The sequence below is a fragment of the Acinetobacter sp. CAU_H_29a_1 genome, from assembly GCF_058599505.1.
Window position 1 is genome coordinate 2,359,885 of the sequence record NZ_CM178655.1, and the last position, 16,511, is coordinate 2,376,395.

Sequence of the window (16,511 nt, forward strand, 5' to 3'; positions counted from 1 at the left end):
CCAAATATACACATTAATAATCTGATCATCTTATTCCTCCTTTAAGTACCTAAAAAGTATATGTCTTAGGCATCTATATTTATATGAATCCCTGTAAGACAGCATTTCGAACAACTTTATCGAAGTTTGAATGAAATGAATTTTCAGTAGTGTGACTCTTTAACAATAAACAGAAAGTTGCTACCGCACCTATGCTCACCAAAGTTAAGAATTTCATCTTTAATTCCATCCATGTAGAACTTTTGATTCAAACATATCACTGTGATTTGTATTTATCTAACCGCCTTATGATGAATTACTGTTCATAATGTAACCACATTATTATTTATGTAATTGAATTTGTTAAACAATGAAACAATTCCTATTAAATTACACTGATTTATTACAACTTCTTTGTACACGACAAAAAAAGATAACTCATTGAAATAATGGCATAATACTTGTTTTCTGACGACGAATATGATGACACATTTCAATGAGTTACATCTCATCTTAAACAAATATCTAAAGTGGAACAAGTCACATGCAAAATGTTTTACACTGATTATGCTTGCATTAATTGTAAAACAGACATGTAATCTTTCTTCTGCATCTAAAGCCTTACCCATCAAGTGCTTACCACAATCATTTTATCGACGTATACAACGCTTCTTTGCAGATCAGTATTTCGATTATCGTCAAATTTCTCAGTTAATTTTCAATATATTTTCATTCGATAAAGTCCAATTAACTTTGGATAGAACTAATTGGAAATGGGGAAAACGAGATATCAATATCTTGATGTTAGCCATCGTCTATCGTGGAATAGCGATACCTATTGTTTGGACATTGCTCAATAAACGTGGAAATTCAGATACAAAAGAGCGTATTGCTTTGATTCAACGCTTTATCTCCATTTTTGGTAAAGATCGTATTGTGAATGTGTTTGCAGACAGAGAATTTATCGGTGAGAAATGGTTTACATGGTTAATTGAAAATGACATTAACTTCTGTATACGTGTTAAAAAAACTTTATTGTGACCAATCACTTAGCCAAGAATCATAAAATTAGTGATTTATTTCGTCATCTTCAAGTTGGTCAAACTGAATGTCGTAAACGACGTATTTGGGTTGGTCGAGTGAAACTGTATATTAGTGCGCTACGATTAGAAGATGGAGAACTTTTACTTGTTGTTTCTCCTATGTTTAATGCTTCTGCTATTCGTGATTATGCATTACGCTGGGAAATCGAAACCTTATTTAGTTGTCTCAAAGGACGTGGATTCAATCTTGAAAATACTCGTTTAACAGACCCTAGACGAGTCAAGAAATTGATAGCAGTGCTAGCTATCGGTTTCTGTTGGTGCTATTTAACAGGTGAATGGCAACATGATCGGAAAAAAGCGATAAAAATAAAGAAGCATGGACGACTTTCAGTAAGTTTATTTCGCTACGGTTTGGACTATGTTCAAATGGCTATTCTACGTTTGATTGGTTTTGGAAAAAAAGAAGAATTTAAGAAAGTGCTAGCAATTTTAAGAAAGAAAAAGCCTGATAGGACAAGGGTCCTATGAAATTTGTCGTGTACAGAGTTACAACTTATAAATTTAAAGCTTTATGTGCCCATTTCAGAAATTTATCTTTATCGTTGAAATTAGGGACATTCAATAAATTGATATAGGAAACTTCACCAAAGTTTCCTGAGATTTTATTTGATTCAAGAATTGTAAAATCTTCTTCTCGCCCTACATGTACTTCCCGAAAAAACTCCGTAACTTTCCGATCAAGGTTTAGTGAGGTAAACGCCTCTCTTTCAACTAAAAAGTCATAGATCTGGCTAATCACATGTAGTTCAAATTTTCTATTCATTTTTTCCGTTCTCATAATTATTTTAACAATTGGTTCAATTTAAACTAATTTCTTTTACGGATAAAGACAATAAAAAACTTACTATCAGGGACAGTTAAATAGATTTTCGCTTAGTCTTTGCCAGTAAGATCTCTATACGTTGAGTAACTTCCAATAATTTAAGCTCAGCATCACGCCAAAAATAATAGACGTCACCATGTATGACATACATTTGCTTAATGTAGTTTGCTGCTTTTGTCTTGTTTACTTTTTTAGCATTAAAACATGGTTTATCAAGCACTATTACCCTGCCATCTAAATCACCACCGATATAAATATTCATTTCTATTCTTCTTGTTGTAAGTAATGATTAAAATATATCACAACAAAAAAGCGCAATTATTTGAACGCACTTTATCGACTAAGCATCTGATAAAAAATTAAAATTTATACCAATACGATTTAAGTTAAGCTCCTATTAAAAAAGCCCTACATTTCTGTAAGGCTTTCCCCTTGGTCTTTTGCGCCGAAACAAGGAATCGTTGTTTTTATTTACAACAAAATAATTAAATCATTAATCGAATAAAAAATGAAGAAAAAAAACCTGCAACTTGGGGAAGGTGCAGGTATAAACTGATATTAACTATCATGGAGAACTTAATACCAACTAATATACTTGGTTTATATTGAGACCTCATTCACATTTTATTCCAAATTATCTAGCAACAAAAAAAGCCCATCAAATGATGAGCTTTTTACGGTAATTAAGTGAATTTCCATATGTACGTCCACTATAGCAGAAATATGCCATATACCTTGATCAGGGTCAAGTGAGCATATTCTCAATTTGCACTTCTGGCTTTGCTTTAATACTATTCATCTAAGCACTTCAAATAATTGATCTAATGTCTGAACCTCAGTTTTCTCTCAGTGATTATCTATCAACCGTACAGGAAGTCATTCAAATTACTTTCAATGAGCCTGTATGGGTGAAAGCTGAGATCCGTAATCTAAATATTAAGGGCGGACATTACTATCTTGAGTTAGCTGAAAAGGATGAAAGTACCGACAAAGTTATAGCGAGTTGTAAAGGAACCATCTGGAAATTTACAGCTCAAAAAATGGTGCTTAAGTTTGAAAGGGAAAGCGGTGTAGAGCTTTCAAAAGATTTAAATGTCCTGGTAAAAGTCAGAGCCAAGTTTGATCCACAGTATGGCTTTTCAGTTAATGTTGAAGATATTGATTCAAGCTATACCCTTGGAGACATTGCACGGCGTTATCAACAAATATTAGAAAGACTAACCACTGAAGGTCTGTTAAATAAAAATAAGCTCATTCCTACTCCGTTTGATATTCAGAATGTCCTGGTAATTGCTCCTGAGAATGCGGCAGGTTTAGGTGACTTCAAAAAAGATGCTGATGCTTTAGAAAAATCTGGTGTATGTCATTTCAAATACTATTCAGCCACATTTCAAGGGAACACGGCAGCACAGAGTATCATCACTTCTCTAAGTAATGGTCTGAGACAATGGGCTACTGATTTCAATACGCCACCCGATCTCATCGTGATTATCCGTGGTGGCGGTGCTGTGAACGACCTTGCCTATTTAAATGATTTCGAACTGGCAGCATTGTTGGCCAAACGAACCGTTCCGATTTGGGTCGGTATTGGTCACGAGAAAGACCGTACGATATTGGATGAAGTTGCAAACCGTTCATTTGACACACCAAGTAAGGTAATTGGTGGTATTCGTAATCTTATCGCTGAACGGACTCAGGGTGTCTTAGATTCATTCCAAACCATTAAGCTATTATCCCAACATCAAATCACGACGTACCAAAGCCAAAATGATCAATACATGAGAGTGATTAAGACGCTTGCGCATGGGCAAATTAATGAAGCAAATAAGAGCGTAGATTTGATGCGAAGCATCCTACATTACTTAGCCCAGCAACAGATCAAACTGGCAACGAATCAAGTCGAATCGCTGATGCGTGAAACCCTAATCCAGAATCCGCGAAACGTGCTGGCTAAAGGCTATGGAATAGTTCGTAGTGAAGGGAAAGCTATTCGCTCTATTCAACAGATTTCAGGTGATAACATCCAGGTCGAATTACAGGATGGTACCATTCAAGCAAATGTAATGAAGGTAATTGGTAATGAGTAAAAAAGAACTCTCTTTCAAGGAAGGCTATGGAGTCCTTAAAAAGAATGCCGAGCTATTGGAGTCACAGGAAGAGCCCGACATTGATAATTTAATGAAAATCGTTGAAGAGTCTATGGTGGCATACAAAGCCTGTAAAACACGTGTGGACGCAGTGCAAAATGCTTTGAATGAGACATTTAAGGAATAATAAGTTAATAATATGGGAAAATTTGATTTTACTTTTTGGTTTACATTAGATGAAATAAGGATTTGATCATTAAAACAACATTGGATAGATGTGTTCAAATAAGTTTAATTTCGACCATGTTTACCTTTGGGAGGAGGCTACCATTAAGTTGTAAGATCAAATCCAATCGAGATATTTCCTCGATTTATTAGGCTCGGTTATTGGTGGACCAATTCATTGTACGATAGATTTTAGGTACAGGCTTCTTCATTTGGAATTTATATTATTGAAAAAACCTTCAAGAAGAAATTTATGCAATAAAGCGACTTCAACTTATATGTCTTTGTGTAACAAAGACATAATAAATATAAAAAATGAATTCTTATTAAACATGTAAGAAAGATTTACGATGTATTCTAAGCGTTACTAATGTAAATTACGTTCTGCTTGTGTTTGCTTATTGACAACTTAAGTATTATAAAAAAAATATCGATCTATAATAAAATATAATCGCAATATGAGATATTAAAAATTGAGAGACATAATAGATAAATCAATTTCAAAACTAGAATACTTGAACTCTTTAAGAGATAAGCTTAGCTCAAATTACAATAAGCCATGTCTATTTTTAGATATAGATGGCACTTTATCTGATTTTCAATTAAATCCTATCGATAGTTATATTCCGACTAAGACTTTAAATATTTTAAGACAAATTATTTCAAAGAAGATTCCTGTTATAGCTGTGACTGGACGAGATATTGATTCTGCACGTAAATTATTTGAATCCATTGATCTTCCAATTGCCGCATTGCATGGATTAGAAATATATATAGGAAATGAAAAAAAATTACATACACCAAAGAGTTTCTTAGAAATTTCAAATATTTACAAAATTTTAGCTCGAGCATGTATCGCCTATCCAAGTTTACTGATTGAAAACAAGAAATCATCAATTGCGTTGCATTATAGGAAAGCTCCAGAGCTCGAAGATATAGCAAAAAAAATAATGTTAGAAGCTCAAAAGATATTCCCCAACCTAAGATTAATTCAAGGGAAATTCGTTTATGAATTAATACCCGTTCAAGCCAATAAAGGCTTGGCAATCAAGGAAGTTTTAGCTCATTTAAACCAGTATGAGGTTTACACACCAATTTTCATTGGTGATGACGTTACGGACGAAGATGGTTTTTATTTTGTGAATCAGTTGGAAGATGGCATCTCAATCAAAGTCGGTCAAGGGCTTACCCATGCCAAATATCAGCTTAAAGACACAAAGCAAGTATATGATTTCTTAGAATTATTTTTAGACCATATTCGAAGCCATGATAACAATTTTAAGGGTAACAACAACTTAGATGGAGAGAAAACATGTCTAAATTAATTATTTTATCGAATCGAGTCACTATTCCCAACGGGCAAAAAACTACCGCAGGTGGGCTTGCAGTCGCTATACAAGATGCATTAGATGATATTGGTGGTGTATGGCTCGGATGGAATGGCGAACGAGTTCATAAGCAAGAGGAAGTACATTTTAATATTTTTCGGAAGGATAAAGTTGATTATGTCACCTGTCCTTTAACAAATTCTCAATATTCAGATTATTATGCAGGGTTTGCCAATAATTCACTTTGGCCTGCCATGCATTATCGTTCAGACCTGATTGAGTTTAAAACATCAGAATACGAAGGATATCAAAAAGTAAATTCTTTATTCGCTCAAAAACTTGCCGAAATTGCAGATCCAGACGATACCATTTGGGTTCATGATTATCATTTTTTAAGTGTGGCGAAATATTGCCGTGAACTCGGTATGCAGAATAAAATTGGATTTTTCCTGCACATTCCTTTTGCACCTTTATTTATCTGGCAAAAAATTCCATGTGCTCAACAATTGATTGAGGATCTATGCCAATACGATGTGGTGGGTCTACAAACAGATAAAGATCAAAAAGTGTGTATGCAAGTATGCACATCTTTATTGAACGCACAGAAAATTCAACAAACTTTGTTAAGCTACCATCAACGTTTAACCATAATTAAATGCTACCCAATTGGTGTAAATCCAACAGCGATTCAAAAAGCGGCCCATAAGTTTATTGATGTACAAGACTTCCTTACCCGTCCAGTAGAGCTGAATGCTGCAAAAACCATTATCGGCGTAGATCGGATTGATTATTCAAAAGGTTTACTGGAACGCTTTTTGTCCTATGCAGAGTTCTTAGAGAAATATCCTGAGTATCAGCAGCATATTCAACATTTACAAATTGCTTGCCCATGTCGTTTGGAAGTTCCAGCTTATCAACGTTTATTTGAGCGTTTCAAGATTAAGATCGAGATGATTAATCAGGAATTTGCAAAGGAAGAGTGGCAACCCGTGGAATGTATTTATGATGCAATAAAACATCATCATTTGATGCAAATCTATCGTCAAGCCGATGTGTGCTGGATCAGTTCAATACGAGACGGGATGAATCTGGTCGCGAAAGAATATATTGCCGCGCAAAATCCATCAAATCCTGGTGTACTTATTCTATCCAAATATGCAGGTGCTGCAGAGCATATGTCAGAAGCACTACTGGTTGATCCTACCGATAAAACGGCAATGGTCGATGTTTTAAAAACAGCACTGGAAATGCCACGACAAGAACGTATTTCACGCTACAAACAACTAATGAAAGGTTTAAAAGATTTTGATATTAATGACTGGCGCAATGCATTTCTTAACGACTTACAGAACAAAACCGCTATGCAGGATTTCAGATTCCTGGGAATGCGTAACGTTAACCCTATTTATCAAAATTTATAGTACTTCGATTTGTAAGGAACTGGCAGTATCCAGATATTGCCAGTTCAATTCACTATGATGCTTATTTCACATAAGTAAACCGATTTAAAGCCACAATCAATAATAATAGACCCGATAGTGCCATAAACACTGTACTTAGGCCAATCAGCTCACTCACCATTCCAATGAAAGCAGGTCCAAACAGAATACCCGTATAAGCCATGGTCGAAACACAAGACAATGCAACTGCGCTCGGCATCACCGTCTGACGTCCAGCACGGGAAAACATGATCGGGACGATGTTAGAACAACCTGTCCCAACCAGTGTATAACCCACTAAAACCAGCCACCAATAAGGCGCGATACTGACCAAAGCTAAACCTAAAGTTGCACAAATCGCGCTATAGGTTAAAAGCTTTTTTTCACCAAAATAACGGATCAGATAATGCCCCGTAAAACGTCCTGTGGTCATGGCAATCGCGAAGAAGGTATACGCCAATCCCGCAAAAGTGGTATTAACTCCATATTGTTGCGTTAAATAAATACCACTCCAGTCCATCGCCGCGCCTTCCACCATGAAAATGATGAAGCAGGCAATACCAATTAATATAATCAAAGGTTGTGGCAGGCGCTGGCGTATCGACTTTTTCACTTTCGAAGATGCTTCAAGACTGGTATTTTCTACAGCTTTTATGCTGTATGGCACTGAAAGAAAAATAATAATTACCAACAGTAAACTCACAGCAAATGCGCTCATAACAGCCGAAATACTTAAAGCAAGCAATGCAGTAATCGTCAGTACCCCAGCTAATCCGCCTAGACTCGCCATACCATGAAAGCCAGACATCAATGATTTTAAGCTATTTTTCTCAACCACTACGGCCTGAATATTGAGTGCAACGCCCAGACTTCCTGCTGCTGTACCAAATAAGAATAAGGTGATCGCCATCATTAACGGCGTGGTCCATAAGCTTAGGCTTGGCAATAAAACGGCAAGCAAGAGTAAAGCGAAACCGATCGGCACACGACAACCAACACGCTGAACAATTTTACCTGTTGCAGGCATAGCTAGCATTGCACCTAAGCCGCTGCATAATAGCAACAAACCAAAATCGGCATGATTAAAATGTAAACGTTGCTGGGCAAAAGGAATCAGCGGCGCCCATGCAGCCGTGGCGAAACCAAGACCGAAAAAGCTAAAACGAGTTGAAAGACGTTGAGCACTTAATTGAATTTCAGGATCAATAAGAGCAGTTCTGGAAAAAAGGATCATTTAATACCATCCACACAAATTAACTCAGAGCGTCCATCTCGGATAAATCGCCATAGAAAAACCCCTGCTAATCTATAGAGAAGTTCTATAAATCCACAGAGGCTTTTATGACGAAATTATACACAAAACCAATCTAAAAACAGTATTTTTTACAAAAATAAAATTTATATATATCAATAACTTATTATTACTTATCCAAATAAAATTAAAGCATTTATTTTTAACACTTTTTCTTCTTAGCTTTTCAATTTAATTAGGCAAAGATATGAATTTACTTAAATTTTGTAAAGATGACAGAATTAAATAGCTCATTTATAAAGCTGAATAATATATGTCACCCGCTAAAGCTGTGGATTAACTTTCTCTCTCGAATTAGGTCAATTTTATAAATGTTTTCTCTGTACACGACAAATTTCACAGAACCCTTATCCTATCAGGATTCTGCCTTCTTAAAATTGCCAAAATTTCCTTAAACTCTTCTTTTTTCCCAAAACCAATTAAACGCTGAATCGCCATTTGAACATAGTCTAAACCATAGCGAAATAAACTCATTGAGAGTCGTCCATGCTTCTTTATTTTTATCGCTTTTTTTTGATCATGTTGCCATTCACCCGTTAAGTAACACCAACAGAAGCTTATAGCTAACACCGCAATCAATTTTTTCACTCGTCTAGGGTCTGTCAAGCGCGTATTTTCAAGATTAAACCCGCGTCCTTTGAGACAACTGAATAAGGTTTCAATTTCCCAGCGTAATGCATAATCCTGAATAGCATTGGCATTAAACTGAGGAGAAACGACGAGTAAAAGCTCTCCATTTTCTAACTGTAGTGCACTTATATATAGTTTCACCCGACCAACCAAAATCCGTCGTTTACGACATTCAATTTGACCAACTTTAAGATGGCGAAATAAATCACTAATTTTATGATTCTTTCCTAAATGATTGGTGACAATGAAGTTTTTTTAACACGAATGCAGAAGTTGATGTCTTGTTCAATTAACCATGTAAACCACTGCTCACCGATAAACTCTCTGTCTGCGAACACATTCACAATACGGTCTTTACCAAAAATGGCTATAAAGCGTTGAATCAAAGCAATGCGCTCTTTCGTATCTGAATTTCCACGTTTATTAAGCAATGTCCAAAGGATAGGTATCGCTATTCCACGATAAACGATTGCGAGCATCAGGATATTAATATTTCGTTTTCCCCATTTCCAATTGGTTCTATCTAAAGTCAGTTGCACTTGGTCGAATGAAAACATATTGAAAATCAACTGAGAAATTTGACGATAATCAAAATACTGACCTGCAAAGAAGCGCTGCATACGTCGATAAAATGATTGTGGTAAGCACTTGATGGGCAAGGCTTTAGATGCAGAAGAAAGATTACATGTTTGCTTTAAAATAATCACAAGCATGATGAGCGCAAAGCACTTTAAATGTGACTTGTTCCATTTTAGAGATTTGTTTAAGATAAGATATAACTCATTGAGATGTATCATAGTATTCGTCGTTAGAAAACAATTATTGTGACATTATTTCAATGAGTTATCTATTTTTGTCGTGTACAGAGAAATGTTTTAAAAAGTACGATAAACCTTCAGGTGCACGTCCATTTAATCGACTGCTAGTGGTGACGCGAACCAAATTGCTCCAAGTGATTTTGCAACATTGCTTAATAAATTTTTCAATTAATGAGACATCCTCATGACAAGGAATAGGTTCAAAGCCTCCCGCCTGAATATAGGCTTCGGCACTAAAGCTTAAATTCGCCCCATGTATATGTTGATGATCCATCATGTCTTGATAATGCGTCAGATATTTTTGCTGTTGTTGTATTGATAAGTGACTAAGATCATCCAGTATAACGATTCCACAAATAGCATCTGTTGGCTGATGTCGCATTTGGCATAGTAACCAATCTGGATCTACAATTGTATCAGCATCCGTGCAAGCGACCCATGTAACTCCTTGATCGATTAGCTGCCTAATGCCAAGGTCTCTGGCCTTGCCCACACAAGCAAAATTACATTCAAGCCAATTCATTTGATGTGACTTTACAATCATGAGGGACTGGTCAGTACAACTGTCTAAAACCACTAGAATCTCGACCTGACCGTGACCTATATGCTGTATAGCGTGTTTAATTGACTGCAAACAAGCGGATAAATTCTGTTCCTCATTATGGGCTGGGATAACAATACCTATTTTCATACTAAGCCCTGTTGTTTTGCCAAAGATGAAGGATTTACCGTCCAGATATCAATGATGAAATCTGGATCATTCAGACTTAAATAATGAGTGAACAACAAAGATTGTTTTAAATAATGATGGACTTGATAAGCATCTAGTTCAAAATCCTGAATGGCGTGACGCCAGTGACAACACAGGATTTCACCTTGTGGCGTTAAACTGTCTTGGAGCTGATCGATCAGTTCATGCAGTTCATTGCTTGATAAGTAATAGGCCACTTCACTGATGACAATCAGATCAAATTTCTGTTCAGGAAAATATTCAGGAATTTTTTGGTGTTGAACGCTCACATGCTTCAAATTCTGTAAACGTTTAGCGGCCCAATGAACAGCATGTTCAGAAAAATCTAGACATAAAAGCTGATCAGCGCGTTTGGCTAAATGTACACTTAAATGGCCATTGGAACAGCCGATTTCCAACACTGATGAATAACGCTGTTGAGTAAGCAATGCCAAACAAATCTGCCTTTTACGAGCTTCATACCAATGTAAATCATAGCCCCAAGGGTCATTATTGTGATGATATAAGGCTTCGAAATATTGATTAGAATCATTCACAAAGATAAACCTCCCAAGGCATTAACAAACGTTCGATGATTGCTGGAGATAAAATCGCAGCATTGCCTGTACTTTCATCAGCTTCAATCTGACTCTTAAACTGCATGATGGCCTGACGTTTTTTGATTAATTGGGCCTGAGTTAAGTTGTAAGCTCTAGCCTTTTGCCAGTGGATACGCGGATCTAGTGGTCGCGCCCAATGCCAAGCCCAGATCAGCACGTGTAAATATGATATGTCATGAGCTAGAGCAAATGCCTGTACAGTCTTTCCTACCGCTTCATGATCTGGATGCCCATCCAGTGCATAGCTACAAATTAAAATATCTTCCGCTTTAACCAACTTGTCTAATTCTTGCCACAGATGTTCCCTGTGCAAATGAATCTGCCCGTCTGGTAAATTTAATGCAATACGTTGAACATATTCAGAAATATCTAGACACTGTAAAGCCGCTAAGCTTTCTTGTGGGCGAATTTGATCTAATTGATCTGGGCTGTATTTGGTTGAATGTGGATGGCTTTGTGTCCCATTACTGACGGCAACGATCACCAACTGACAATTCAACATAATTAATTGTTGCATCAAGCCGCCACACCCCAGTATCTCATCATCTGGATGGGGTGCGACAATCCAGATTCTTTTAGATTGAAATTTTTTAAAATTGAGTAGAGAAAGCGGCTGCTGCTCAAATGCATGCAGCCATTGTTCTCGGGAGGTCCCTTGCCCTTCAATAATACGATCTTCGACTAAAGGATGTTTTAGAGCTGCCATGATATTTGCTCCTGTAAACATCGTTCAGCAATTTGCTCATCATCGAATGCCGCATGACTTTGCCGAATAAATACAGGTAAATCAGCCATTAGGCTGGCAAAAGTTGCTTGTTCACAAAAAGGCCGTGCTCCAAGCGCTTTTCCTACCCCTTCAATAACCTCCAAACAGCTTTGTTCTGCCTGCGCACGCAAGATCCGTACATCCCGTTCATGGCTAAGCTTGGGTTGGCTATCAATCAGTTGCGCGATATATTGGAAATATTGTCGGGTTACAGCAAGTCGAGTTACCAACCGCCCTAAATACATTTTCTTAAAAGGATTAGGGGTTTTAAGGCAACTTTGTTGTAGCTCATCCACTAACCGTACCGCGGCACCGTACCAGCAAGCTGCAACACCCGCAGCACCATGCCAAAAACCAACCCGATCAAGGTAGTCATTGGGATGACCAATGAGTTTGACTGCTATCCCCTGAAAATTGACTCTTGCGGTCTGTGTTCCCTTCATGCCTATAGCTTGCCAGTGAGCCAGATCAATGGTGATCAATGATTGGTTGAGGTCAATAATGCAGAGCTGATATTGCCCCTGTTGATCTTTAAAACTGATTAATGCTTTATGAATAAATTCAGCGCCTGAACACCACGGCTTAATTCCATGACAAAGCCCATTTTCGACCTGTAACGGCACGGGTCCACCATCGGCAGCCCAAACAGCCCATGTCTCCTCATTGATTTCATGTTGATAACCGAGTTCATGCAAAATACTTAAAGCATCAAAATGGGACTCAAAAAGCTTTCCTAAACTTAGGTCAAAGCCAGCTATCTGGGCAAAAATTTGCCAGCGTTGATAGGTTTGTCCCGAAGCAGGTTCAGGCAATCGTCCAACAGAATGAATCAACTGTTTCAACACAATCGGACGTTGACTTAGCTTTTCTTCAGCTGAATACTGCTCAAAGCGATTTAATATGTCTAAAGTTGAGCCTTTTATAAATATTTTTCTATTCATTCTTAAAATTTTAATTCAAATGAGTTTATTTAAATAATAATTGAAATAATCTGTTTAGTTAAATAGATAAATTGTAATGAAAAGATAATTATTCGTAATTATTTAACTATTTATTTCTTTTTGTTTCATTGTTAACTAAATAGTAGGTTTATGTGAATCTATAAAATCATCATGTAAGGATTATTTAAAATCCAACAATTATGATGAAATAAGCAGTAGCTTAAAGGCTTCTGTGTTGTAATGTTTATAAAAGAGGTTTAAGAAATGAGTACTTTAAATATTCAAGATATTAAAAAACATTCAGATGTAATTGCTTCTTGTGGTACCAAAGTCGGAACAGTTGATCATCTCGAAGGTGATAGCCAACTCAAACTGACGCGTGATGAAAATGATCAGCATCATCTGATCCCAACGGCATGGATTGGTGAGGTCAAAGATGACAAAGTAGTTCTGATTAAAAATTCAGAAGAAGTTAAGCAACAATGGCAAGCTATTTAAATTATCGTAAAATAAAGAGTACGGCTAGACTTTGATCGTACTCTTTATTTCTTTGTAAGTAATTTCAAAAAAGCCCTAATCCTTCGCAATGTCCGTTTGAGTCATAGGTATTTCATTTCATACTTGTAAAAAATAGCTAGATGCAATCTATTTGTCATAGACTACATCTATTCTGTATAAATTAATAAGTTAGCCTACTCTTATTTAAAATTACTGCCTAAGAATGGGAAAATATACTCAACTACTTTTTGCGTAGCCCATAAACCAATCTCTTGGTGATGTTGATGTGGAGCTAAATATGGCATCAATTTGCTAATTTTATGCCCAGTATTTGTAGATATCTGAATTTGCTGCTGTAACAGCGATAATTCTTTTTCTGACAAATAACTAAAATCATTTAGTTCTATAAAGTTTTTTATATATTCTGAATTTACTGGATTAATGCGTCTACTTAAATTAGCACCAGCAATCCAATCATAAATAAAAGTTTTTTCTGCAGCAGAGAAAACTCCAAACATTTTCCCATCTTCTTCATTGATCAGCTTCCAAAATCGGCTATGTTCTGGATCTTCGTTAAGCTTAATCCATCCTATTTTTATTAGCTCACTAATGAATTCCTCAACCTGATCTTCTTCTGATAGCCATGAATTTACAGACTTATTATTAAACTTGCATTTCTCATTATGCATGTGCTTTCCAACCAAAGCTTTGCTCTTGAAAATTTCCAGAACCACTCGCTCAGTATTTAGGTTCTTTATTATTTGAACTGAGCTAACTCCCCGATTATTCAATAAAAAGCCTATCTTTAATTTACGAATAAATTCGGATTGATTTGGGTAGCGTTTGGCTAAACATTTAATCGCATTTGTAGCTAATTGAGCATGCCCATTATCAAAGTTATCAATTGTAATGTGTAGGTTAAAATATTTGGAATCAATACCTAACTCTTTAAGTTCATAATTTGTAATCAGTAAATGAAGTGGTAGTTGTTCGTATCCAAAATTAAAACCTGCAATCTCGGGTATAAAATCTGATGGAGCATAAGCTAAAGCTAATTGTATTGCTGACTGGTGATAATATTCATCAGGCAAATTCATTGAAAATTGATGAAGACCAAGTGATAGAAGTAATTTATTGAAAAGTTTTACATGGTTACTTTGACTGGAACCTAACCCCAACTCCTCAACATATATCTGTATAAAGTCTCTAAAAGCTGGATCATTCCAGTACTGTGTAAAGCTATAAAGCCAAGCCCCGTCTACACGTTTGGTCGGTGCTACTTTGTATAAAAACTCATAAGCTTTACTTGTAGTTCCAAAAAACTCCCTTGCACTCCCATTTTCACGCCTTTCTAAGTACTCTTTGTAATGCAAGCATTGTGTTTTATTTTGTTTCTGCATCCAGACTGCCAATTGATCAACATTAGTAGGAAAATCAGAGAAATCACTATCCAAATGAAGTATTTCGTTTTCTAGGAAATGAAAAGCTTTCAACTCTTTTGCAGAACGCGACACTGATGGATCTAAGAAAAATTGTGTTATTTCAAAATATTTCTGATGGGCATCGGTTATTAAATTTAAAATTCTCTCTTTTACTGCAGTAGGCATTATAATTCTCTCGCGGTAAATAACTTATACCAACATAATTGACACTTGCACTTAATTAATTAACAACTTTGAAAAGAAACGTTAACAAATGTAATCCTTTAGTTTATTTATTTTAAAATACAAAAATTTAAGTAAATAATTATAATATTTGAAATAAAGAAACATTTCACAATCTGTGATATAAATCACACTCACTGGAATTAAAAAAATTATGGTGTTTAAAATTAGTAAAAAGCATTATATCTAATTTATAAAATTTTTAACTTTATTTATTGAAAGTACAAGCACCGTTATTATTCCTTTCGTTATTTCATTGATCCAACACAGATTTTTATTTTTTCAAATTCAAAAAAATCAATAAATTACAAACACAAATCCAATCAAAAAGGGCAGAGTAAAACTTGAAGTGCGACATAAACCACCTAATTAATTTAAAGGGTTTATGGAGTATATAAAATTGTCATACCATCATCTTAACTTTGAAGATCGTACTGCATTAATGCTTGAGTCAAGAAAAGAAGGCTTTTCAGCCAGAAAATTTGCTGAACTTATTAAAAGACATCCTAGTACGATCTATCGTGAACTTAAAAGAAATAGCATCAATGACGTTTATCAAGCCCGATATGCTTCTGATCACACCTTCGCTAGACGTAGACGTGGTCATAGAAAACTCAAAATCGATTCAATCCTTTGGAAATTTATTGTTGAAGCGATCCGTTGTTTATGGTCTCCTCAGCAAATAGCAAAGCGTTTAAAGACATTTCCTGATTTGGATCAAACAATGAATGTAAGCCATACAACGATTTACTCAACTATACGAGCATTACCAAAGGGTGAGTTGAAAAAAGACTTATTATCCTGTCTGCGTCATGAAAATAAAAAGCGAAAAGCTAACGGTGAACCTAAAAAAGATTCTATATTACAGGATATTAAAACTATTCATGAGCGCCCAGCCGAAGTTCAAGAAAGAAAAATACCGGGTCATTGGGAAGCTGATTTAATTAAAGGTAAAGACAATAAAAGTTCGATAGCAACACTTATTGAACGAAATACACGGCTCTGTATCTTGGCAACATTACCTGATGCAAAGGCAGAATCCGTGCGCAAGGCTTTAACTGAAGCTCTGAAATATTTACCTGCAGAACTGCGTAAAACGTTGACCTATGACCGTGGACGTGAGATGTCAGAACATAAAAAACTCGAAGAAGATTTAGGCATAGATGTATATTTCTGTGACCCACATTCACCCTGGCAAAAAGGCACATGCGAAAATATGAATGGTTTAATTAGGCAATATTTACCTAAAGGGATTGATTTAAATCAGGCAGATCAGCATTATTTAAATCAAGTTGCCATGTCACTGAATACTCGTCCTAGAAAAGCGTTAGATTGGCTTACACCATTAGAGAAGTTTGCTCAGCTTGTTGATTATCATAAGGCTTTTGAAACTGTCGCACCTCATGTTTGAATTCGCCAAGATATAAATCTGAATTAAGAATAAAATTTAACATTGTTAGCCTTTTGTAAAAAACAAAATATATATTTCCATTTATTATCAACACCTAAACCTTTAAAACAAACACAATTTAACTCAAAAATTAA

The 16,511-nt window shown here is 35.8% G+C and carries 16 protein-coding genes and 1 pseudogene; 7 read left to right on the forward strand and 10 right to left on the reverse strand.

The features are described from left to right. Nucleotides 1–462 precede the first annotated feature (462 nt). A protein-coding gene (locus AC4MDD_RS11730; RefSeq protein WP_125625403.1) for an IS4-like element ISAba33 family transposase occupies nucleotides 463–1,553 on the forward strand; the annotation gives its coding sequence in 2 pieces (ribosomal slippage) (nucleotides 463–1,003 and nucleotides 1,003–1,553; 1,092 coding nt in all). A 25-nt stretch (nucleotides 1,554–1,578) separates the two neighbouring features. On the opposite strand, the gene AC4MDD_RS11735 is transcribed toward AC4MDD_RS11730, so the two are convergent. Next, nucleotides 1,579–1,848 (reverse strand): hypothetical protein, encoded by a 270-nt coding sequence (locus tag AC4MDD_RS11735; RefSeq protein ID WP_004984984.1) that lies wholly within the window; start codon nucleotides 1,846–1,848, stop codon nucleotides 1,579–1,581. A 94-nt stretch (nucleotides 1,849–1,942) separates the two neighbouring features. Continuing rightward, nucleotides 1,943–2,170: a hypothetical protein gene (locus AC4MDD_RS11740; protein ID WP_004984985.1), complete on the reverse strand. Its 228-nt coding sequence runs from the start codon at nucleotides 2,168–2,170 to the stop codon at nucleotides 1,943–1,945. Nucleotides 2,171–2,732: 562 nt separating this feature from the next. Between AC4MDD_RS11740 and xseA the strand changes: the two genes are divergently transcribed. Together xseA and xseB are read left to right on the forward strand one after the other, a co-directional pair. After that, complete coding sequence (gene xseA, locus AC4MDD_RS11745; protein ID WP_094148960.1) at nucleotides 2,733–3,995, forward strand: exodeoxyribonuclease VII large subunit; 1,263 nt, start codon at nucleotides 2,733–2,735, stop codon at nucleotides 3,993–3,995. Next, a complete protein-coding gene (gene xseB, locus AC4MDD_RS11750) occupies nucleotides 3,988–4,182 on the forward strand; it encodes an exodeoxyribonuclease VII small subunit (RefSeq protein ID WP_094148961.1) in 195 nt (64 codons plus the stop codon). Before xseA ends, xseB begins: the two co-directional genes overlap by 8 nt. Nucleotides 4,183–4,228: 46 nt before the next feature. Here xseB and AC4MDD_RS11755 read toward each other — a convergent pair. Beyond that, nucleotides 4,229–4,432 (reverse strand): annotated as a pseudogene (locus AC4MDD_RS11755) (transposase); the annotation flags it as partial. 261 nt (nucleotides 4,433–4,693) lie between these two features. Between AC4MDD_RS11755 and otsB the strand changes: the two are divergent. After that, nucleotides 4,694–5,545, forward strand: a complete 852-nt coding sequence (otsB, locus tag AC4MDD_RS11760; protein WP_125274840.1) for a trehalose-phosphatase — start codon at nucleotides 4,694–4,696, stop codon at nucleotides 5,543–5,545. Continuing rightward, a complete protein-coding gene (locus AC4MDD_RS11765; protein WP_125274839.1) occupies nucleotides 5,533–6,969 on the forward strand; it encodes a trehalose-6-phosphate synthase in 1,437 nt (478 codons plus the stop codon). Before otsB ends, AC4MDD_RS11765 begins: the two co-directional genes overlap by 13 nt. Nucleotides 6,970–7,030: 61 nt before the next feature. Here AC4MDD_RS11765 and AC4MDD_RS11770 read toward each other — a convergent pair whose 3' ends face one another. From AC4MDD_RS11770 to AC4MDD_RS11795, 6 genes are all read right to left on the reverse strand, one after another. Next, nucleotides 7,031–8,221: an MFS transporter gene (locus AC4MDD_RS11770; protein WP_151862440.1), complete on the reverse strand. Its 1,191-nt coding sequence runs from the start codon at nucleotides 8,219–8,221 to the stop codon at nucleotides 7,031–7,033. A 414-nt stretch (nucleotides 8,222–8,635) separates the two neighbouring features. Further along, nucleotides 8,636–9,726 (reverse strand): IS4-like element ISAba1 family transposase gene (locus tag AC4MDD_RS11775; protein WP_100607965.1). Its coding sequence is split into 2 segments (ribosomal slippage): nucleotides 8,636–9,186 and nucleotides 9,186–9,726, totalling 1,092 coding nucleotides; the frame shifts between segments, so codons are not numbered across the junction. A gap of 46 nt (nucleotides 9,727–9,772) precedes the next feature. Then, a complete protein-coding gene (locus AC4MDD_RS11780) occupies nucleotides 9,773–10,438 on the reverse strand; it encodes a glycosyltransferase family 2 protein (protein ID WP_491881690.1) in 666 nt (221 codons plus the stop codon). Then, nucleotides 10,435–11,034 carry a class I SAM-dependent methyltransferase gene (locus AC4MDD_RS11785; protein ID WP_078424968.1) on the reverse strand — a complete coding sequence of 200 codons (600 nt, stop codon included), beginning with the start codon at nucleotides 11,032–11,034 and terminating at the stop codon, nucleotides 10,435–10,437. Before AC4MDD_RS11785 ends, AC4MDD_RS11780 begins: the two co-directional genes overlap by 4 nt. Beyond that, nucleotides 11,027–11,803 (reverse strand): PIG-L deacetylase family protein, encoded by a 777-nt coding sequence (locus AC4MDD_RS11790; protein ID WP_491881691.1) that lies wholly within the window; start codon nucleotides 11,801–11,803, stop codon nucleotides 11,027–11,029. Before AC4MDD_RS11790 ends, AC4MDD_RS11785 begins: the two co-directional genes overlap by 8 nt. Beyond that, nucleotides 11,791–12,804, reverse strand: coding sequence for an acyl-CoA/acyl-ACP dehydrogenase (locus AC4MDD_RS11795; RefSeq protein ID WP_151862442.1), 1,014 nt, complete (start codon nucleotides 12,802–12,804; stop codon nucleotides 11,791–11,793). The genes AC4MDD_RS11790 and AC4MDD_RS11795 overlap by 13 nt, the downstream gene beginning before the upstream one ends. 264 nt (nucleotides 12,805–13,068) lie before the next feature. On the opposite strand from AC4MDD_RS11795, the gene AC4MDD_RS11800 reads away from it, so the two are divergent. Beyond that, nucleotides 13,069–13,302 (forward strand): DUF2171 domain-containing protein, encoded by a 234-nt coding sequence (locus tag AC4MDD_RS11800; protein ID WP_004772208.1) that lies wholly within the window; start codon nucleotides 13,069–13,071, stop codon nucleotides 13,300–13,302. 200 nt (nucleotides 13,303–13,502) lie between these two features. Here AC4MDD_RS11800 and AC4MDD_RS11805 read toward each other — a convergent pair whose 3' ends face one another. Next, entirely contained in the window at nucleotides 13,503–14,909 is a 1,407-nt protein-coding gene (locus tag AC4MDD_RS11805) for an iron-containing redox enzyme family protein (protein WP_078424965.1), read from the reverse strand. Nucleotides 14,910–15,351: 442 nt separating this feature from the next. Here AC4MDD_RS11805 and AC4MDD_RS11810 point away from each other — a divergent pair, with 442 nt between their 5' ends. Then, a complete protein-coding gene (locus tag AC4MDD_RS11810) occupies nucleotides 15,352–16,377 on the forward strand; it encodes an IS30-like element ISAba125 family transposase (RefSeq protein ID WP_491881692.1) in 1,026 nt (341 codons plus the stop codon). The last annotated feature ends 134 nt before the right edge of the window (nucleotides 16,378–16,511 follow it).